General features: G+C 63.2%; 15 protein-coding genes and 1 pseudogene. 5 read left to right on the top strand and 11 right to left on the bottom strand.

The window, feature by feature from the left end:
• Nucleotides 1-28: 28 nt before the first annotated feature.
• The 6 genes and pseudogenes from G3O01_RS31215 to G3O01_RS31240 all read right to left on the bottom strand — a co-directional run bounded on the left by G3O01_RS31215 (nucleotide 29) and on the right by G3O01_RS31240 (nucleotide 9905).
• Nucleotides 29-3952 (bottom strand): tetratricopeptide repeat protein, encoded by a 3924-nt coding sequence (locus tag G3O01_RS31215; RefSeq protein ID WP_205810823.1) that lies wholly within the window; start codon nucleotides 3950-3952, stop codon nucleotides 29-31.
• Nucleotides 3927-6791 carry a bifunctional glycoside hydrolase 114/ polysaccharide deacetylase family protein gene (locus tag G3O01_RS31220; RefSeq protein ID WP_241024410.1) on the bottom strand — a complete coding sequence of 955 codons (2865 nt, stop codon included), beginning with the start codon at nucleotides 6789-6791 and terminating at the stop codon, nucleotides 3927-3929. Before G3O01_RS31220 ends, G3O01_RS31215 begins: the two co-directional genes overlap by 26 nt.
• Before the next feature lie 290 nt (nucleotides 6792-7081).
• Nucleotides 7082-8416: pseudogene (locus G3O01_RS31225) on the bottom strand (cation:proton antiporter).
• A gap of 6 nt (nucleotides 8417-8422) precedes the next feature.
• Nucleotides 8423-8917, bottom strand: a complete 495-nt coding sequence (locus G3O01_RS31230; protein WP_205810826.1) for a PRC-barrel domain-containing protein — start codon at nucleotides 8915-8917, stop codon at nucleotides 8423-8425.
• Between the two features lie 102 nt (nucleotides 8918-9019).
• A complete protein-coding gene (locus G3O01_RS31235; RefSeq protein ID WP_205810828.1) occupies nucleotides 9020-9157 on the bottom strand; it encodes a hypothetical protein in 138 nt (45 codons plus the stop codon).
• Nucleotides 9158-9230: 73 nt separating this feature from the next.
• Nucleotides 9231-9905, bottom strand: coding sequence for an HAD family hydrolase (locus G3O01_RS31240; protein ID WP_205810830.1), 675 nt, complete (start codon nucleotides 9903-9905; stop codon nucleotides 9231-9233).
• Nucleotides 9906-10243: 338 nt separating this feature from the next.
• Here G3O01_RS31240 and G3O01_RS31245 point away from each other — a divergent pair, with 338 nt between their 5' ends.
• A complete protein-coding gene (locus G3O01_RS31245) occupies nucleotides 10244-10429 on the top strand; it encodes a hypothetical protein (RefSeq protein WP_205810832.1) in 186 nt (61 codons plus the stop codon).
• Between the two features lie 47 nt (nucleotides 10430-10476).
• Here G3O01_RS31245 and G3O01_RS31250 read toward each other — a convergent pair whose 3' ends face one another.
• Nucleotides 10477-11667: a DNA topoisomerase IB gene (locus G3O01_RS31250; RefSeq protein ID WP_205810834.1), complete on the bottom strand. Its 1191-nt coding sequence runs from the start codon at nucleotides 11665-11667 to the stop codon at nucleotides 10477-10479.
• A 297-nt stretch (nucleotides 11668-11964) separates the two neighbouring features.
• On the opposite strand from G3O01_RS31250, the gene G3O01_RS31255 reads away from it, so the two are divergent.
• Entirely contained in the window at nucleotides 11965-12309 is a 345-nt protein-coding gene (locus G3O01_RS31255; protein ID WP_205810865.1) for a DUF1488 domain-containing protein, read from the top strand.
• Between the two features lie 64 nt (nucleotides 12310-12373).
• Here G3O01_RS31255 and G3O01_RS31260 read toward each other — a convergent pair whose 3' ends face one another.
• Nucleotides 12374-12655, bottom strand: coding sequence for a hypothetical protein (locus tag G3O01_RS31260; RefSeq protein WP_205810836.1), 282 nt, complete (start codon nucleotides 12653-12655; stop codon nucleotides 12374-12376).
• A 271-nt stretch (nucleotides 12656-12926) separates the two neighbouring features.
• Here G3O01_RS31260 and G3O01_RS31265 point away from each other — a divergent pair, with 271 nt between their 5' ends.
• Nucleotides 12927-13379 carry a PA2169 family four-helix-bundle protein gene (locus G3O01_RS31265; RefSeq protein WP_205810837.1) on the top strand — a complete coding sequence of 151 codons (453 nt, stop codon included), beginning with the start codon at nucleotides 12927-12929 and terminating at the stop codon, nucleotides 13377-13379.
• Nucleotides 13380-13492: 113 nt separating this feature from the next.
• Here G3O01_RS31265 and G3O01_RS31270 read toward each other — a convergent pair whose 3' ends face one another.
• Nucleotides 13493-13831, bottom strand: coding sequence for a BON domain-containing protein (locus G3O01_RS31270; RefSeq protein WP_205810839.1), 339 nt, complete (start codon nucleotides 13829-13831; stop codon nucleotides 13493-13495).
• Nucleotides 13832-14262: 431 nt separating this feature from the next.
• Here G3O01_RS31270 and G3O01_RS31275 point away from each other — a divergent pair, with 431 nt between their 5' ends.
• A complete protein-coding gene (locus tag G3O01_RS31275; protein WP_205810841.1) occupies nucleotides 14263-15759 on the top strand; it encodes an RNA polymerase factor sigma-54 in 1497 nt (498 codons plus the stop codon).
• Between the two features lie 102 nt (nucleotides 15760-15861).
• Here the strand turns inward: G3O01_RS31275 and G3O01_RS31280 are convergent, their stop codons facing one another.
• Entirely contained in the window at nucleotides 15862-17037 is a 1176-nt protein-coding gene (locus G3O01_RS31280; protein WP_205810842.1) for a TIGR03118 family protein, read from the bottom strand.
• A 189-nt stretch (nucleotides 17038-17226) separates the two neighbouring features.
• Complete coding sequence (locus G3O01_RS31285) at nucleotides 17227-18360, bottom strand: FUSC family protein (RefSeq protein WP_205810844.1); 1134 nt, start codon at nucleotides 18358-18360, stop codon at nucleotides 17227-17229.
• Nucleotides 18361-18614: 254 nt separating this feature from the next.
• Between G3O01_RS31285 and G3O01_RS31290 the strand changes: the two genes are divergently transcribed.
• Nucleotides 18615-20201, top strand: a complete 1587-nt coding sequence (locus G3O01_RS31290; protein ID WP_205810846.1) for an MFS transporter — start codon at nucleotides 18615-18617, stop codon at nucleotides 20199-20201.
• Nucleotides 20202-20232 lie beyond the last annotated feature (31 nt).

Genomic DNA, 20232 nt, shown 5'->3' on the forward strand with positions numbered 1-20232 from the left:
TTGTTCTCCTCAAAAGCGCTTGAATACGTCAATACAGATAGCGATACCGTACGCCGACTTCCTTCACCGACGTCGAATGATTCGACGAGACACCTTGATACGCGCCATACACCAGCATCTGATCGTGGCCGAACACGCTGCCGGCGAAGCCGAGTTCCGCCTGACCCGACCAGCCCGCGCGAGAGTCGCGGATCGGGCCGCCTGCGAACATCGGCCGCCAGCCCTTCGAATACTGCTCGGGCAGATCGTCGCCGAACGAGAAGAGCAGGCCGCCCTGGGTGAAGGTCTGCGGCATGAAGGACGCGGCCGTGAACGCCGTGTTATCCGGCAGCAGCACGCGCAGCCGGTCGCCGGGCGTGCCCGTCGCGTTGTACTGGCCGTGCGCAAATACAGCGCGGATTGTGTAGTCGGGGTAATCGGCCTTGATCTTGTAGCCGATGTTCGCTTCGACGAGACTGCCGTTGCCCAGATACGAACGGTCCTGGCCATGAAAGCGCGCGTATTCGTAACGCGCCCCGCCGAACCAGTGCGGATCGAGCCGGTAGTTGAAGCCGAGTGTCGCGAGGTCTTTGGTGCCGCCCACCGTCAGTTGCGTCGACTCCGTCGCCGCCTGGTTGTAGCCGAACGCGTAGGTCAGCGTCAGGCGTTGCGACAGGTTGTACGTGCCTTCGACGCGCGCCGTCGTGAAGTCTTCGAGCGCATTGCGGCGGCCCAGCGTGACGTGTTCTTCGTCGTATTGGCCCTTGTGGCCGTAGATTGCTTCGGCGAGCCGGTCATGCTTTGGCGCATACGCGAGTTGCGAGCCGTCCACCGTCTGATCGCGCTGCATATAGCGGAACTGCAGGTTCTGCGACGGCGTGAGGCGCACGCTGCCCGTCGCCGATTCCTCGGTAAAGCGCAGCGACCCCTGATCGACGTAACGGAGTGCGCCGGCCAGCGCCTGTGCGTTGCTGAGCAACTGCTCGCGCGCCATTGCCTGCATCACTTCGTCGTCGGGCTCGCGCGTCAGCGATTCGAATGCGCTGGTTTGCGCAGCGGACGTGCGACCCGTGAGTGCCTGCGCGTCGACGCGATTCTGTCGCGGCACGAGGTCGGGCAGCGAGTCGAGCAGACGCGACAGTTCGTTGACGTCGCCCTCGTTGATCGCGAGTTGCGCTTCGGCGTAGATGGGCCGCTGGCTGTCGTCGATATACTGCTTTTCGAGCCACGCGCGTTCCATGTCGGAGGCTTCTTCGTTCTGCGCCCACGAAATAGCCGCTTCCCGCGCGATCGACGAATAGAGGCGCTGCTGCTTGCGGATTTCGTCCTGCTTCGCGGGCGGCAACAGACCGATGTCGCCGAGTTCCGAAGTGTCCGCCTGCTTGTCGTTCGCGCCGTTGCGATCCGCGCGCAGCATGTCGATCAGCACCGCGCGCGAGCGGTCGCCGTTGTCATAGAGCTGCGTGAGCGCGACGAAGCGGCCGCGCAGATCGTCCTGCTCGGCAGCGGGCAGCGGCGCGGCATGCGACGGATCGCGACGGCGGCGCGCCAGTTCGAGCCACACCTGCTTGCGCACGCGCCATGCTTCATCCGTGCGGCCGTTCAGTTCGAGCGCGTCCGCGAACGTGAGACGCCACAGCAGGCTCTGTTTGGCTTCCGCAGCCTGCTTGTGCAGATAGTGCAGCGCCTTGCGGCCGTCGCCGATACGCAACCACGCCGCGCCGTATGCGGGCCACAGTTGCGGATCGGTTTCCGCGTCGTCCGAAAAACGGCGCAGCGCTGAGAGCAGGGCGGCATCCGTGCCGCGTTCGTTCAACACCCAGATATAGGCGGCGCGGGCTTCGGTGTTGTTCGGATCGAGCCTCGCGGCGCGCTCGATGTCGCGCAAGGCGGCGTCGTTCGCGCCCGTCTGACGTTCGTATTCGGCGCGCGCGAGCAGAAAGACAGGCGACTGTTCGGCGGTCTTCAACTGCTCCGGCGTGAGCGACGCGAGCAGCGTGCGGATGCGGCCCCACGCATGGGCGCGCTGATAGCCGTACAACGCTTCCGACAGCATGCGCGGCGGGCCGCCGCGACGATACGCGGTTTCAGCGATGCGGCCTGCGTCGAGCGGCGAATCGTTGAAGAAATTCGTCATCGTCTCGTAGTCTTGCGCGTCGGCCTTGCCGCCCGCGATCAACTGGCGATAGCCGAGTTTCGCATCGCGCGCATTCTGGTTCGAATCGGCGAGCAGCGCATAGAAGCGCCAGAAGTCGAGATCCGTCGCGGGTGCCGCGGACCTGGCCTCATTCATCGCGGTGAGCGAAGCGTCGAACTGCGTGCGCGTGTACAGCATCGTGCCGATTTTCAGTCCGTATCCCGCGTTCGGGCCGTATTCGCGTTCGAGATCGCGCCACGTGCGCAGCGCGAGATCGTCGTCGCCTTTGCGTTCAGCCGTTTGTGCGTAGCGTTCCATTGCCTGGCGGCGTAACGGGCCGGTGAAGCGCGTTTGCAGAAAGCGCAGCGCCGAGTCGGGATCCGCGAGGCGTTCGTATGAGAACACCACGGCGTCGAGCAGCTTCAGATTGCCGGGTTGCGCATCGGCCTGATGCAGCGTGACGGCGAGCATCGCGGCGTTATCGTTCAGGCCGGGCGCGAGTCGCGCGACGCGCTTCCAGTCGTCGTCGGTGCCGCGCATCTTCGCGATCGTCAGGTAGTTTGCCAGCGCGATATCCTGGCGGCGGTTCCATTCGGCGACCTGCGCGAGACGCTCGCGCCAGATAATCGACTGCGGATCGTGATCGACGGCCGATTGCGCGATGCGCTGTGCGTTCGCGACGTCGCCGTTGGCGAGGAACACGCGGTACGCGAGTTCGTAGTCGGATACGGTTGCGTCGCTGGCGGGCGCGGGTGCGGCGTCGGCAGAGGCGGCGACTCTCACAAGATGCGCGGATTCGTCAGCCTTGGCGGTCGCATTGAGCGCATGACGCAGCTTCGCACCGCGCGAAACGTGCGGGCGATACCACGTGGCGCGCATCCACACGCCATTCGTCGTGCGATGCTCGATAACGTCCGCATTGTCGGTATGGTTCGCTGTGAACGACACAGTCTGCGCGAGCGTCGGATCATGCTCCAGCGCCGACATCTTCATCAGCCGCTTCACGTATTTCGACGCGAGATCGGGACGGCCCGCTGCGAGCGCGAGATTGGCGAGAAAGCGCAGCGTCTCGGGATCGTCGGCGAGATCGCCGATATGCTGGTCGGCGGCCTGCATCGTCGCGGCCATGTCGTTGCCCGATTGCAGCGCGCGCAAACCGGCAATGAACGCTGCGCGCTTGTCGTTGCGCGTGGTCGCCTGCGCCTGCGCGGCGAACCACGCATCGGCGGCGGCGCGATGCTGCCGGTTGCCCAGCTGCGTTTGCGCGAGCGCGGCGAGCCAGTCGCGCGCGTGCTGCGGATCCGAAGTGGACAGCAGCGTGTAGTAGCGCGCGGCAAGATCGTTGTCGTTCAGCCCGCGCGCCTGTTGCGCGAGCATCTTCAGTTGTTCGACGTCCCACTTGTAGGCGAGCGCTTCGTGCAGCAGCGCATCGAGATCGCGAATGCGTGCGGGACGCGCCGGGTCGTCCAGCTTTAGCGCATACAGGCGTTGCTGCGCGATCGACACGCGAATGGCGAGCGCGCTTTGCCGTGCGCCAGGGTCGCGGGAAAGCGCCAGGCGATCCAGAATGCGCGTCGCATCCGAAATGCGCTGGCCTTTCAGATATTCGCGCGTGAGTTCGGATAGCACATCAGCGTTGTTGGGGTCGACGCGCAGCCACGCTTCCAGATACGCGATCGTGAGGCCGTCCACATTCGCGCCTTCGAGCAGCCGCGATTCGATCCGCTCGCGCGGAAAGGCGAGCGCGAGCATCACGCCGACCAGCAGGCCGAGCACGAGAATCACGGCAGGCGAGAAGAGCCGCTGGCGGTCAGGTGTCGCAGGCGACGTCGACATGCAGTTGACGGTATCCGTTGGCGTTGCTGGTCACAGGGCGCTTCGTCACACGGCATGCACCGGCGTTGGCGAGGCGGAACATCGGTGCGATGTGCGAGCGCAGGTCGAACGAGAAGCCGCTGCGGGTGCGCACGAAATGGTCGAGCATGCCGTTGGCTTCGGCGAGATAGGGCACACGGCGCGCGGCTTTCCCGTCGATCACCGCGAAACGCGCGCTGCCGTCGCCCGTCAGATGCACATAGGTGCCGCCGGGGCCGGGCAGATAACCCGCGACGCCCGTTGCATCCGACATGTCGGGCACCTTGCCCACGGGCAGCCGCACGGTGCGCAGATTCGCTTCGTTGCGCACGACCCAGACGTTGCCGCCCGGCTCGCGGGTGATGCTCGTGTCGAGCCAGTCGAGCACCTTGCGTGCGTATTCGGAGGTGAAGACGGGCGTGACGGGCTGCTTGAGCACGGTGTCGAAAATCTCCTGCAGCGCTTTCATCGACGCGTACTTCGTGCCCGTGAACATGTGGTAGTAGATGTCCATCGGCTTGAAGCGGATCGGCCTGTCGGTCATCTCGAACGTTTCGAGCACGCGCGAGAAGCCATAGAACGGCCCGTGCCACAGGTCCGTATACAGCTCTTCGTTCTGGTTCGGCGCGAAGATCTGGAAGTAGCCGTTTTTCATCACGCCCAGGGGCGCGATGGCGGCCCAGCTCGGAAAGCTTTTCGTGATCAGCGTGTCGCCGCCGTTCAGGTTCAGCACGCCGGCCTGGTACGCGGCCTTGAGAACAGGCGAGGGCACCTGGCAATCGCCGCTCCACAGCACCATGCGCACGGGCTTCGACGTGGGCGCGATATTGCGGTCGATATAGTCGATCGAGCCTTTGATCTCGCGGTCGATATTGAAGCGGTAACCGGGAATGTCGATCGACAGACCGCTGCTGTTGGTCTGGCTGCTGCCTTCTGTTGGCGTGTCGCGCGTGTCGGTGACGCCGAGGCCCGTCACGCGCATCCATTGCAGCGGGTGCGTATAGGTATGCGTCGCCACTTCGACATTCGGCAAGTCGAAGATCTCCTTGCCGATCGAACGCAGATGCGGCGCGAAGCTTCTGAACGGACCTTCGTCCGAGACTTCGCCTTCGATCAGCGAGACGGTAGTCGGCATGCCGGAATCGCGCAGCAGCGCATAGAGCATGTCGCCCGAATACTGCGGCGTGATGTCGGTGTTGGCGGGTGTGTAGTTCGTGTACTCGGCACGCGACGCAAAACCGTCACCGTCGATATGCGACATCAACAGACGCCGGCCGTTTTCGGTTGTCGTATCGGGCACGGGCATGTCGCTGTTAAGGTGCAACGCTGCGCGCAGGAATTCGATTGGCTGCGTGACCCAGCGCGCCTGATTGACGGCATCCAGTTCGTACACGCCGAACGGACGCATTGCGTAGCCGCCCCAGGGCGTCAGCCCCGCGCCGTCGATGATGAAGTCGCCCGAGCGCAGGCGCAGCAGCGAACGGCTATGCGGGCCCACGCGGATTGCCGTGAAATCGCGCGCAAGCGGATGCGGCTTCATCTCGAAGCCCATCAGTTTTGGATCGTACGATTGCACGTCGAGCTTGCCGTTCGACGGCGCGCCCGGCACGGTTTCGAGGTCGAGCTTCTGCGCGAGCGCGCCATCCATCGGCGTACCGAAGGTGGTGAACACGGCAATGGGAATCTTCGCGTCGACCTGCGCAATCAGCCAGTCGCGGTAGGCCTTGCTGTTGGGCACCTGGCCTTCGAGCCACAGCACGATGCCCGCATAGCGGTCGCGCAGATCGCCCTCCGGCATCGGGTCGCGCGCATCGCGATAGTCGATCCGGTAGCCGAGATAGTTGAGCGGCATTGCCAGAAAGCGCACGCCGGGCGACACGTTCAGGTCCGTGCGCAGCGGCGGATCCTGAATGACCAGAATGCGCCGCTTGACGGGCTCGACCGCGCCCACGCCCATGGTCGCCAGCGCGCCGTCCGTCACGTAAGGCACGAGGCCTTGTGACTTGATTCTCGTGACCGTGTCCTGCTGGCAGGCGTGATCGGCGGGCGCGCAGTAGTCGATCGAAATGACGGGAAGGTGATATTGCTCGCGGATCGTCTTCGCCTGACCGAGCAGCCACGCGCGATCCTGTTCGGGGACTTCCGTATAGCGCTGCTGACCCTGGTCCCAGCCGCGATACAGCGATTCGAAAGCGACCGCATACACGAGATCGTGAACCTGCGGAAGAATTTCGAAGCCGCGATTGAAGATCAGTTTGGCATCGGGATAGCGCGCCTTGATCGCGCGAATCACATTGGCGAGCCCTTGCGTCTGTCTGGCGCGGGCATCATCGGTTTTAGCGACGAGTTGCCACGAATCCATCGTGTCGAGAAAGAAGCCGCGATAACCCTGGTCCCAAAGCGGCTTGATGACATGATCGACAAAGAACGCGGGCCATTCGGGCTGGCTCTGATCGACTACGCGCGATGCCCACGCTTCATTGCTTCCAGCCAGCCAGCTTTTGGGAAGATCCGCATAGTAGCTGCGCGACGGCAGTACTTCGCCAACACTCGCATAAGCAAACCAGGTGGTGTGCGGCAAGCGGTGCGCGAGAGGATCGAAGCCGCTATCGGGTTCGACGACGGCGGCGTCGAATGCGGAGAGCATTTCGACGGGCGGCGTCTTGCCGTAATAGAGTGCAAATGACGGTTGTGTGACGGGCTGCGCAAGGTCGTCGGCTAATGCGCAATGAAAGGGTATTGCCAGTGCAAAGGCAAGAGCGCTCTGCGCGCCGGTATGCCGCAAGCGCGCAGTGCAAAGCGCCAGGGAAGGCATTCGCATGAATGCGAAAAGAAATTCCCTTAGAAAACAATGCAATTCGCTTAGCGTCATTGACAGAAGTATTCTGCTGATCCGGACAGGCAGATTGATATTGTGACGTCTTGTTCTGCTCAATTGCGTCAGCGCCTATCATAGACAACATTCAACTGTGCGCCTAGCGTCATTCTTGCTTGCGCGCTTTCGCTGTCGCGAATGAATCACGTGTTTTAAAAGTGACGCGCTTTTCTATTCGCTTTGCATGAAGCCTTGTGCTATTGCAAATAAAACGCTTAAAGCGCTTTAGCGAATGTTTAGCGTTCCGGCTTTCTTAAATGGTGGTACCAGTTCATCAATGGCGTTGCACTTATGCCATGCACGACAACGGAAGAAGTAATGACGGCGAGCGCCAATGGCACGATGGGAAGAATGTCCTGCATTTGCCGGTGCTGCATCGACTCCAGTGCGAACGCAAGGTAATAGAAAGAGCCAATGCCGCGAATGCCGAACCAGCTCATCAGGCGCCGCTGCGCATGCGATGCACTCTATCCCACCAACGACGCTTCGACGGCAAGCGGTCTCACCACGAAAAAGAGCAGGGCGATCAGTACTGCGCTTTGCCACGTGAAGAGCGATGCACCGGCAGTCGCGAGTACATTGCCGACCATCATCATCACGCCGACTTCGGCGATGCGTTCCAGTTCGATCGTAAAGCCGAGCACCGATTCGGCCATATACGCGTGGGCCTTTTGGGGATCGGCGGCGGTGGCGACGACGTCTTCGGGATCGACGGTGCCGATCGCCTCGCGTGCTGACTGGCTGCCGCTCGCGCGATGCTCGACGCGGCGCATCGCGACGCCCGCCGCGAACACGGCGACGAAGCCGTTGCAGTGCGCAAGCAGGGCCGCACCATAAGCGAGGCCGATCAGGCCGAGCGCGAAAAAGCCTTCGAGTCCGAGTGCCTGGGCGTGACGCGTGCGCAGCCAGGTGACGGAACCCGTGGTGATCCAGCCGAGCAGGCCGCCAATCGCGAGACCGCCCGCGATGCCAGCGATTGCCTCGAGGCCAATGCGCCACGCGGGCGGCGAGTGCGCGCCGGTTGCGCCCACTTCGCATAGCGCAAGTCCCAATAGCGCGAACGGCAACGCAATGCCGTCGTTCAATCCACCTTCGCCGGAAAGAGAAAAGCGCAGCAGGTCGAGATCGCCGGAGTCCTGTACCTGCACGTCATGCGCAAGCACGGGGTCGGTCGGCGCGAGAATGGCGGCCAGCAGCAGCGACGGCCCCCAGTCGAGACCGAGCAGCAGCACACCGGTAAGCGTCAACAGGGGAATGGTCAGCAGCATCGCGACGAAGCCGAGCCGCAGCGGCAGCGCCCACATCGGCGCGACGAGGGGAAGCCGCAGGCGCAGGCCGATCGCGAACAGCGAAACGAGCAATGCAACTTCCGTAACGGGGCGGAGAATGTGCGCGTCGCGCGCGAGATCGAGTTGCAGCAGCCCGAGTCCCGAAGGCCCGAGCGCATAGCCGATACCCAGATAGAGCATGGCCGCGGACAGCGGCAGGCGCTTGAGCGTCGTCGCGGCCACGCCGATAAAAATCAGCAAGCCGCCGACGATCAGATACCACCAGACAATCTTGTCTTCCATCAGCCTTTACAGCTTCACACCACCCGCTTCCGGCGCATCCGACGAACCGGGCGCGACATCGCCGGGGCCGAATTCGTCGTCCCGGCCCCAGTACGGCTCGCGTCCATAGTATTGATGGATCGATGTGGCCCACGTCGCGTCCGCCATCGACGGCCAATGGTCCTTGTCGAAACCCGGTGCGTTCTTCACGCTTTGCGTCGGCATGTCGAGCAGGAAGCATTTGCGGTCGGTGTCGAGCGTGAGCGCGGTCCACGGAATCGCAAGCAGCTTGTCGCCGATGCCGAGAAAGCCGCCGCTCGACAGCACCGCATAGGCAATGCGTCCCGAGCGCACGTCGAGCATGATGTCCTTGATCTTGCCGATGTCGTCGCCGTCGGCACTCAGTACCTTGTCGCCGTCGAGCGTGTCGGCCGCCATCACTTCGGGGCCCGGGCCGCCCGTCCTGCCGCGGCTCGCGCCGACGATATCCGCGCCACCGTGTGTCGGGTTCTGCAACGTCATGATGTTCTCCCTGTTGTGGTCCAGCAGTGGTCCGCACCGCGTGTGGATGCGGATACATTGCGGGTGAATTCAAGCAACCGTTATTCCTCGCCGCGTTGCTCGTCAGCCGTCTTCGCCCACTTCGACGGGGTCGGGCAGCTCGGGCAGGTCTTTCGATGTATCGGGCGGCTGCGGCTCGCCGCGCGGCGCGTTGTCCGGGCGGGCCGTGGAGGGATCGGTGGAAGTGTCGTCGCGACTCATGGTGGCGCTCCTGTCTGTATAAAAGAGGTCATGACAGGAGCGCTGCACGTGGCGTGCCACGCGGCGGGAGGAATCAGGGGCGCGCTGCGATCTCGTCGATATGTTCGAGCAGATCGGCCGGGTCTTCATAGACGCGCAGCGCGCCCGAGCGTTCGAGTTCTTCCTGGCCGTAACCGCCCGACAGCAGGCCGACGCCGAGCGCGCGACAACGCCGTGCAGCCAGCATGTCCCAGATACTGTCGCCCACCACGACCGCGTGCTCGATCTGCACCTTCAGCCGGTGCGCGGCTGCGACGAACAGGTCGGGATCGGGCTTCGCGTACTTGACGTCGTCGCGCGTGACGACGACGGTCTTCGACGGATCGACGCCGAGTGCTTCCAGATTCACGGCGGCTGTCTCCATGCGTCCGCTGGTCGCGATTGCCCACGGCGTGCCGCTTTCCGTCAGCGCGGCGAGCAGCGCCTTGGCGCCGGGCAGCGGACGCACCTTCGCATGCAGCCGCTTGTACGCGTGAGCATGCGCGCGCCGCAGGCGCTCGACGCGCTCCGCGCTCATGTCGCCGCCCGTTTCGCGCAGCAGTTGATTGGTGAATAGTCCGCCGCTCATGCCGATCTTGCGATGGATGCGCCATACCGACAGCTCGATGCCTTCTTCGTCCAGTGCCTCTTTCCACGCGAGCACGTGCTGATACACGCTGTCGACGAGCGTGCCGTCGAGGTCGAACAGAAACGATGTCGAAATACGCATGAAGGGTCCTCCCTGGTTTGAATGACGGGCATGCAGGCGCCGCGCTCGAAGTGCGCGGCTGCGTGCACGAAAGATTTACGTCCTCTTTGTAATTATCAGGCGCTGCGAGCATGTACACACGCTAATTAAATGGGAAATGCGCGGGAAATGCGGGGGAAATGCGCGGCGGCGCAGCACGCGCGGGCCGCACAGCGAGCGGCGGCGCGGCTTTGCGGGGCACATTGCTTGCTCGAATGGTGGGCGGTCGCAACGCGGTTTAGCAGGTTTTCGCGGGCTTTCGTCGTTGCGGCGGCATTCAGTCCCGGCGAAACGGGATCTGCAACGCAGACGGAGGAACCATGATGAAGATCAGCCTGAAAAAGGCATTGCTGGCGCTGGCGGTCGTATCGATGTCACTCGGCGCGGCAGGCTGCAAGAAGGCGGACAACAGCACCGATACGGCAGCGGGCGCCAGCGCGCCTGCCGCGACAGACAGCGCGATGGGCGCGAGCGGCGCGGCGGCTGCATCGGGCGCGAGCCAGTAAGACGAGGGCTGCAGTTGCGGCGACTGGAGCGCGCCGAGCAGGCATGTCTACGCGGATGCGCGGCCCTTGCGCGCATTCGCCTCCTTGCGAAGCATGCTCGACTTCTCAAGCAATGTTGCGAGCCGCGCATTTTGCACATCCGCTGTCTTGCCGCCTTTACGTGTGTCCCGATTCGCCAGCCGTAAGCGCTTTTCGACCTGGGCAAGCAGCGCTGCAAACGCAGCTTCGTCGACCTTCATATGCCGCTTCGTCCGTTGCGGCAGTAGAGCCTGCAATTCGCCCGCTTCGAAAGCCGCGATCACTTCCGGGTGGATATAGCAGCGCCTGCAAACAGCAGGCGTATTGCGCAGCAGCGTCGCCACTTCCTTTACTGTGGCGACAACGTGACGCCGCGCGTCCGCGGCGCTTTCGAACACCAGTTGGCGCAGCGCGGCCATCGCGTAAACACTGCCCGCCCACGTCCGATAATCTTTCGCCGAAAAGTCGGCGCTGCTCGCGTCGCGCAGGTACTCGTTGATATCGGCGGAGCCTATCGTATGGCGCGCGCCGTCTTCGTCGATGTACTGGAACAGGTCGTGACCCGGCAACTCGGCGCACAGTCGCACGATGCGCTTCACGCGCGGGTTATCGACAGTCACGTCGTGCTCGATGCCGCTCTTGCCGGCAAAGCGGAAGCGCACTTCGCCCGCGCGGATGCTGACGTGCTTCTTGCGCAAAGTGGTGAGCCCATACGACTGGTTGTCGCGCGCATATTCGACGCTGCCGATGCGGATCAGCGTCGTATCGAGCAGATGCACGACAGCGGCAATTACCTTTTCGCGTGGCATGCCGTCGCGCGCCAGATCGCGCGCGACGCGTGCGCGGATTGTTGGCAGCGCGCGGCCGAATGCGGCCATGCGGCCGAACTTGTCGGCGTCGCGGGTTTCGCGCCATTGAGGATGGTAACGGTATTGCTTGCGGCCGCGCGCGTCGCGACCCGTGGCCTGGATATGACCGCGCGGGTCGGGGCAGATCCACACGTCGGTGTAGGCGGGCGGAATCGCGAGCGCGTTGATGCGCGTGATGTGCGCTTCATCGGCGATGCGCTTGCCGTCGAGATCGAAGTAGGCGAACACGCTGCGCAGCTTTTTTCGAGTGAAACCGGGACGCGTATCGTCCGCGTGCCGCAGTCCTGGCGGCATCACAGTGGAGAAGCCTTTGGCGATTGCATCGATCGTGCTGCGTGTCATCGTTTTCATTTCGAGCTTCCGGTTCTTTTTCACGGCGCGGTGTCTCGTGCCGCTACCTGATTCGCGTTGCGCAATAGCAATGCCTGGATCGCAAAGGCTTCTATTGCATTGGGCATCCAACTTGCTCTTCCTGTCGATGAAACGGAAAAGCGAACAGAGGACGCACATGGCTCACGCGTGGAACGGATGCAAGGATGCGCAACTCGATGCGCGATTCAAGAGAGCGGCAACGCGGGCGCTCCCGATCATTCGTCATCATCTCGCGATGGCGCAGCAACTCGCCAGGGCTTCGTCATGAACGGAATCATCAAGGTATTCATGCCGCGTGCGGCGTACGAGGACTCTCTCATGCACATCACATTCACCGACGATGCCCCCGTGTTCGATGGGTCGAGCCTGACTGTGCACTTCAATGCGCGCGTCGACGGCGAGCCGGTCGGATGCTCGATTTCAGCAGAGGCGCTGGAGGATCACTTCGGCGCGGACTCGCCACTCGAAGACGCACTGATCGGCGCATTCGAGCGCGGCCGCGCGCGCATCCGTTCAGTCTGCGCGGAAGCGCTCGATCAGAACGGCGGCGAAAGCGTGATCCTGCACAGCGGGCTGTTTCGCGTCGAAGGGATGGAGCCGGAGCGAAAGCTCAAGACGTAAAGCGAGGCGCGTAAAAAAGACGGCTGCCACACATCCGATGTGCAGCAGCCGTGCGCCAAACCGGTCATACCCAGAGCTTTGCTGCGTGTGATGTGTTGTCGTTGCGGTTGATCGTGCGATCGCTGTCGTCAACGGGCTTGCGCTCGCTGCGTGTTTCGCACGCCGCGCGCAACATGCCCGTCGCGGCGGTATCGCAGGTTTGCACGCCTGCGGTCTGTTGATCCGCTCGTGTTTGCGCAGACGCGTTCGCCTGCCCGGCAGGCAGCGTATGTTCGCGAATCTGCGCAACGACGGCCGATGTAGCGATGGCCACGAACAGCAGGCATTCCGCTCTTCTGATCTTCATCGTGATGTTCTCCCTTGTCGATTCCGGCCCGCGTCATGTATTGGCTTCGCACGGGTCCAGATATAAGGTCAGCAATATCCGTGCCGTTTTGTGCGATCCACGCGCGGCGGTGCTTTCAGGCACGCAACGGCCGGCGCGCACACCAGATAGCTGGAAGCGATTACCCACGTTCTGGCAAAGATGACACGCAGATCCAGCGCGACGCGAGTCCGCTACCAGGCATGACGGCTGCACGAAAGCAGCATCGAGTCACCGACGAAAGGAGCGACCTATGACGACCAATGTCAATGCCGTGCTCAACGATCTGATCGAGACATCGAAGGACGGCGAGCGCGGCTTCATGAAGGCTGCCGAGGACGCGCAGCATGCGGGTGTCAGGGAAGTGCTGCTGGATAGCGCGGCTCGCTGCACGCAAGGCGCGCGCGAGTTGCAGGATCTCGTGCTGAAACTGGGCGGCAAGCCGGAAAGCGGCGGCAGCGTGGCGGGCGCGCTGCATCGCGGCTGGCTCGATGTGAAGTCGGCGGTCGGCAGGCGCGGCGATCACGCGGTTCTCGCCGACTGTGAGAAGGCTGAGGACGCGGCGAAAAACCGCTTTCACGACGCGCTCGAAAAGGATCTGCCCGCCGATGTGCGCGCCGTGGTCGAGCGTTTATATCAAGGCGTGCTGCAAAATCACGATCGCATTCGCGCCTTGCGCGATCAGTACGCGGCGATGAAAACCTGAACGCTTCGGGCACAAGTGCTGAACGCTTTGCGCACAAACGAACAGGCCGCCCACAAGGGGCGGCCTCTTTCATTTCAGAGCGAGCGCGCCGCTGATCCGGACGCGCCGGTCGCTCAGTCTGCTGCGATCTTCAGATGGTTCTTCACACCCTTGACGCCGGAGACGTTTTGCACGACGTCCTGCGCGGCCGTCTTGTCTTCAGCCGACGGCACCGAGCCCGACAGCCAGACAATGCCCTTGCGGGTCTTCACGTGAATGTGGGTGGACTTCACGTTCTTCGCGCCGAGCAGCTCGGCCTTGACCTTGGTCGTCACCGTGCCGTCGTCGATATGCTGGCCTACCGATTCCGACGTGGCGGGCGGTGCCGACGCCGTGGTTTGCGCCGTTGCGTTCAGAGCGAATGCAACACATGCGATGCTGCCTGCGGCCTTGAGGAACTGGATAGTTTTCATGGTTTCTCCTTCTCGGTTGATGATCAGGGTTGCGGTCCTGTTGTCCGTGCGATCGATCGCGGCACGATGCCGCTGATGACCTCACCAAAGACCACTGCCGCCGCGGTTCCGTCTGGTCCGTCGCCGACACGGGAGGCGCAGCGCTTTCGATCCTGGTGAAGAAAGGCGCGTCCCTGCAAAGCCTTCAGCAAGGCTTGTGCCCGTCGCGAGCGGCGAGTCATCGCCGGATCGCACATAAAGAGGTGCGCGCAACCATGCCGGATGATTCGGTTCGAATTTCAGAGCGTTTGTAAAATCCGCGTGCCGAACAGGCATGCCGTGTGCGCACGAAGAGACCAAAGGCGAATCAAAACAGACAGTTGCGCAAGGTGGTACGACAGTTGCATATCCATCGTGCAAATGCTCGTTGAACACTGACAGGAAACGTCTGTATGCCGCCTACAATCGAACTACGCGCGAAGCAAACTTTTGCGCTCACACCGCGTCTGCAGCAGTCCGTGCGTCTGCTTCAACTGTCGTCGCTGGAGTTTCAGCAGGAACTGCGCAACGCACTCGACACCAATCCTTTCCTCGAATACGACCCGTCCGCTTCCGAAGATCTGTCCGCAGGCAAGACGGCCGACGGCACGGGCGCCGATGGCGAGACGCTGCCTGCCGCGCAGCGCGACACCGCGCTGGAGGGCTCGTCGTCCGAGCCGGTGGCAGAGAGCGCCGCATCGTCGGACGACGGCGGCGACTATTCCGGCGATACGGGCGGCGACTATTCGGGCGACGCATACGGCCGCGGCGCATCGCGCTACAACGGCGACTCCGAAGCCTCCGACCCGACTGAATGGGCGCGCTCGCAACCGACCTTGCACGAACAGCTGCACGATGCGTTGCGCCTTTATCGCCTCGACGACCGCGACCGCGAAGTCGCGCGCCTCGTGATCGAAGCGCTCGATGACGACGGCTATCTGCGTCAGGATCTCGCCGATCTCACCGACATCGTCGATATCGAACCTGAGTTGACGGAAGACGAGTTGCTGGTCGCGTTGCGCCTCGTGCAGACGCTCGACCGGCCCGGTCTCGCGGCGCGTTCGCTATCCGAATGCCTGTCGTTGCAGATCGACGCATTGCCCGCCGATACGCCGGGACGCGATGTCGCGAAGCAGGTGGTCGAGCATCATCTCGATCGGCTTGCGCGCCGCGAGCATGCCGAATTGCAAAAGCAGATTGGCTGCGATGCCGAGGAGTTGCGCATTGCCTGCGCGCTCGTGCGCAAGCTCGATCCGAAGCCCGGCAATTCATATGGCCGTGCCGACGACAACTACATCGTGCCGGATGTGATCGTGCGCAGTGTGCGCAACAAGTGGGTCGTCACGGTGAATCCCGCCGTGCTGCCGCGTGCGCGCATTCACCGGATGTACGCGGAACTGTTTGCTCAGTCGGCAGGCGCGAGCCGCTCGCCGCTTGCGCAACAGTTGCAGGAAGCGCGCTGGCTGATCCGCAATGCGCAGCAGCGCTTCGAGACGATCCAGCGCGTGGCGGAGTGTATCGTCGCGCATCAGAAGCCGTTCTTCCAGTACGGCGAGATTGCACTGAAGCCGCTCGTGTTGCGTGATGTCGCTGAAGAACTCGGGCTGCACGAATCGACGATCTCGCGTGCAACGGGCAACAAGTACATGGCAACGCCGCGCGGCATTTTCGAGTTCAAGCATTTCTTCCCGCGCGAGCTGGGCACGGAAAGCGGTGGCACCTGTTCGGCAGCGGCCGTGCGCGCGCTGTTGAAGGAAATGATCGCCGCGGAAAACACGCGCGATCCGCTATCCGATGTCGCGCTTGCCAAGATGCTCGCGGATCAGGGCGTGCTGGTCGCGCGCCGTACGGTGGCGAAGTACCGGCATCTGATGAAGGTGCCGCCTGCGGAGTTGCGTCGGCAGATCTAGTTTTGATGCGCGCTTTCCGCGTGCTTTCCACGTGATTGATGCAACGGCCGCTTCTGCAACGAAGCGGCCGTTCTGTTTTCAGCAGGCAGGAAGCGTAAAGCGCTACATGCCGACGCTCGTCCCGCCGCTCGAACTGCTTCCCGTGCTGGAGCCCGAACTCGTGCCGGAACCTGACGTAGCCGGATTCAGGTCGATTCGTCCATAGACGCCGTCGGCTTCGTCGTTCGGGCCTGCCGCGAAGAACAGCGTGGTCGATGGCTGGTTGCTCAGGTTGTTGCCGAACGCGAGGCCCCACAGGCCGGGCTGGACGATCGTGCTGCCATTCGACGCCTTCAGCGGTCCAAGCGATTTGCCGCTCGATGCATCGAACGCGTTGATCGTGCCGTCGCCAAAGTTGCCGATCAGAATGTTGCCGCTGAACGTGCCGAAGTTGCTCGGCGCCTGCGCGATACCCCATGGCGCATTCAACGGCGCGCCCGTCGCGAAGTGCTGCTTGAGGTTGCCAGCGGTATCGAACACATCGACCATGCCGAGTCCTGCGCCCGCGACGTCGTCGTGCCTGTCAGCGTCCTGCTTCGCGTAGGTCACGAACAGATTCGAGCCGATCAGCTGGATGCCGAACGGCGCGAAGCCGGCGGGAATCGCGGGGTCCGTGAAGCCGCCCGGCATGGTGACCTTTACGAAGTTCGTATTGAACACATCGATCTTGCTGTTATGAAAATCCGTAGCGTAGAGAAAGTTGTTGCCGTTGTTCGCGGCGAGCGCGAGACCCTTGTAGACGGCGCCGCCTGCTGCATCGTCGTACATCGTGAATGCGTTGGTCGGGCCGACGGCGGGCGCCCATGCGGTAATCGTGCCGCCTTCGCCCGCGAAGATGAAAGCCGCCACGCCTGTCTTGCCGTTCTGCGTGACGGTAAAGCTCTGCGTGCCGTTGAACACAATACCCGTGGGCGCCGCTGCGCCATTCGTGCCGGCCGGTATCGTGACCACCAGCGATTGCGGCGCGCCGTTGCCGTCATAGAGCGTGGCGAGGTTGGTCGCGTTGTCGGCGACCCAGACGAAGCCCTTCGGATTGAACGCGACGCCCCACGCGTTCTTCAGGTTGGGATCGGTATGCGGCGCGGCGACGGCGCCATCGGAGACGAGCGCCGCGGCTGTGAACGTCGACTGCGCGGGCGGTCCCATATTGCTCGACCCTGAACCGCCGCCGCATGAAACCAGCGTCGCCAGAGCCGCGCCGCAGGCTGCGATGCTGAATACCGCCAGTAGAGACTTCATGACCGCACTCCTTGCCTGATCGAAAGGTCGTGACGGTCATTGAACGCGACGCGGGCGGATTTTATTCCTTCATTTGCGGGATATCTTCGGTTTTGCAGGGGCGTGAAGCGCGTGCAACGAATGCGAATGCAGAGATATTCCGTTCTTCTGAATAAATATCCGTGGATGTTTTGTATCTGTTTGATGCAGCTACTTTTCTCGTGAGCGCAACGGAAAGATAACCATGGCTGCCACCAGGCCCAGCGCGCCGCCAATCAATGTTTCCCATGCGCGCGCAGTGAGAAACGGAATCGAGTGTATGCCGTTCACCGCGAGCGTGACGATCAGCGTGAACGCAAACGCGCCGCACGCGATGTCATAGCGCTCGGGCAGCGCCATCGAATAGACGATCATCGCGAGCGCCGCGGCGAGCCAGATCAGCAGCGGCGCATGTTCGGCGACGGGCAGACAGATCAGGCCGAGCGGCACACCGATAAGCGTCCCGATGATCCGCCGTCGCACGCGTTGCACCGTGCCTGTCGCCGAGCCTGCGACGACGTACGTACAGGCCGTGATCGCCCATACCGATTCCGGGAGGTTCAGCCACGCGTTCAATGCGACCACGACAAGCGCGCCGCTCGCGGCCTGCAGACCCATCACGAATTCGGGCGAAGGTCTTCCGGGCACGGCTTCGGGGCCGGGCGACAACGCGGCAACGAGCGCGGGCCGTTCGGCGGGGCCGCTCAACAGGCGCGGCACGATCGACGCGAGCATCGCGATCAGTCCCGCAATCGCGATGGCGGGCAGATCGCCGGGGACGAGGTTCGCGCCGTAGGCCAGCAGTTGCCCGATGTAGATCTGCGAGCCGAGCCCGCCGCCCGTCACGCCGAAGCGCTTCAGGAAGCCCACGAGAAACGCACCCGTGACCAGCACGAGTTCGGGGCCAGCGTGCCCTAAAGCGAGCAAAGGCTGCGCAGCGCATACATACATTGCCGCGCCGAGCGCGGCCGCGACGCACAGCATCGCGAGATCGCGGCTCGATTCGGGCCGCGTCGTGCGCGCCTCCGACACGCTTGCCCACAGCGCGAAGTTGGCCGCGAGCAGGCCAACCGACACGTTGTGCGGCAAACCGTGCGTGACGTCCTGCAAGGTGCCGAGCGCCGATGCGAGGCCGTATGCCGTCACGAGCCGCAAGCCCTTGATACGTCGGTGCGTGCCGGGATCGACGCGCGCGAGCCACGCGGCGAACGCAGCAAACACGGCAAGCGGGGGCGCGGCGCTCGTGCCGCGACCTGGCGTGTCGGCGGAGGAATCGCGGTTGGCGGGATCGGGGGACGGTTTCATGGCGCGTGTCGTGGCAGGAAGGCACGTGTCGATGGATGGGCGGCGGGAATGCCGCAGCGGCTACCAAAGTATAGGAAGTATTGCCGCATGGGCGGTCAAGCCTCCTGAAAGGTCTGTAAACGATGCATAAACGATCGGTAAAAGTTCTTCGGCCAACCTTGCTATTTTCAGACGCGCGTATCAATCTCGTAAGCATTACACGCCTGGTTGCCCGCCTGCGCATTCGCGCAGACAACCTTTGGGTGGAGCGCACGATGTCCTTCGCCGTTCATGATCCCGGCCGGCAATTGCTGCCGTTTCGCGAGTCGCTGCTCGCGATGCTCGGCATCGCGTTTGTCACGATGCTGGTCGCGCTCGATCAGACAATTGTCGGCACCGCATTGCCGCGTATCGTCGCGGACCTGAAGGGCTTCGATTTCTACGCGTGGGTCGCGACGTCGTACATGCTCGCGTCCGTCATCACGATTCCGATCTTCGGGCGGCTGGGCGATCTGTACGGCCGCAAGCCGTTTCTGATCGCGGCGATCCTGCTTTTCACGCTGGCGTCGGTGCTGTGCGGGCTCGCCAACAGCATGCTGTTTCTGGTCGCTGCGCGCGGCTTGCAGGGTATCGGCGGCGGCATTCTGATCGGCACCGTGTTCGCCACCGTCGCCGATCTGTTCCCCGATCCGAAGCTGCGGCTGCGCTGGCTGGTGTTCGTCACGTCGTCGTTCGGCATCGCGAATATTGTCGGGCCGACGCTCGGCGGCATGCTCACGCAGATGCAGGGCTGGCGGCTCGTGTTTTTCGTCAACGTGCCGGTGGGCATCGTGTCGCTGATCTTTGTTCAGATGTTCGTGCCGAAGCTCCGCCATATGAAGGCGAGCGGGCCGATCCAGCTCGACTGGCTCGGCGCGTTCGTCGTGGCCGTGACGTTTGGCGCGCTGCAACTGCTGATAGAACTGCTGCCGCGCGAGGGCTTCAATGGCACCACGGCGCTGCTGTTCGCGCTCACCAGCGCGTGCGGGCTCACGCTGTACTTCTGGGAAAAGCGCATGGGCTATCCCGTCGTGCCCGTCGACGTGCTGCTCGACCGCAAGCTCGCGCCGCTCTTCGCGATGTCGGTGCTGGGCGGTTTTGCGCTTTTTTCGATGGTGTTCTACGTGCCGCTGCTGTTCCAGGGCGGCTATGCGATGTCGCCGCACGATTCCGGCATGCTGATCACGCCGCTGCTGCTCGGCACGACGGTCGGCAGCGTGCTGAACAATCGCATCGTCACGCGTATCCGGCGCGCCAACGGTCTGATGTATGCGGGCTTCGCGCTGTTCGTGATCGGCTGTCTTGCGCTCGTGTCGTTCAAGGGGCACGAGCCGCATATCGTGTGGATGTCTTGCATGGGCGTGAGCGGACTGGGGCTTGGACTCGTCGCGACGAACCTCACCATCTGCTCGCAACAGATCGTCGCGCGCGATCACCTCGGCGCGGTGACGGCGCTGCTGCAATCGCTGCGGATTTTCGGCGGCATGCTCGGCACGGCGATCACGGGCGCGCTGCTCGGGCATATGTACACGCAGGGCGTGACCCGCTCGCTCGATTCGTATCAGGCGACGCAGTGGCTCAAGTCGTTCGCGAGCCCCGATCTGATGGTCGATCGCAACGAGCAGTCCGCGCTGATCGAGCACCTGGTGGCCGCTGGCCATTCCGCCGATCCGATGATGCACATGGCGCGCGAAGCGCTGATTGCGTCGATTCACATCGGCTTGTCGGTGGCGGCGCTGGCCGCGTTGATCGGCTTGTGTCTCGCGTGGTTCGTGCCGAATGTGCAGGTTGCGTATCCCGACACGGAAGTGCGTGGCGTGTGACGTTTTGCCTGCCTGACGGGCCGGTGGGTCG

This window comes from Burkholderia sp. Ac-20365 (genome assembly GCF_017104715.1).
GTDB lineage: Bacteria > Pseudomonadota > Gammaproteobacteria > Burkholderiales > Burkholderiaceae > Paraburkholderia.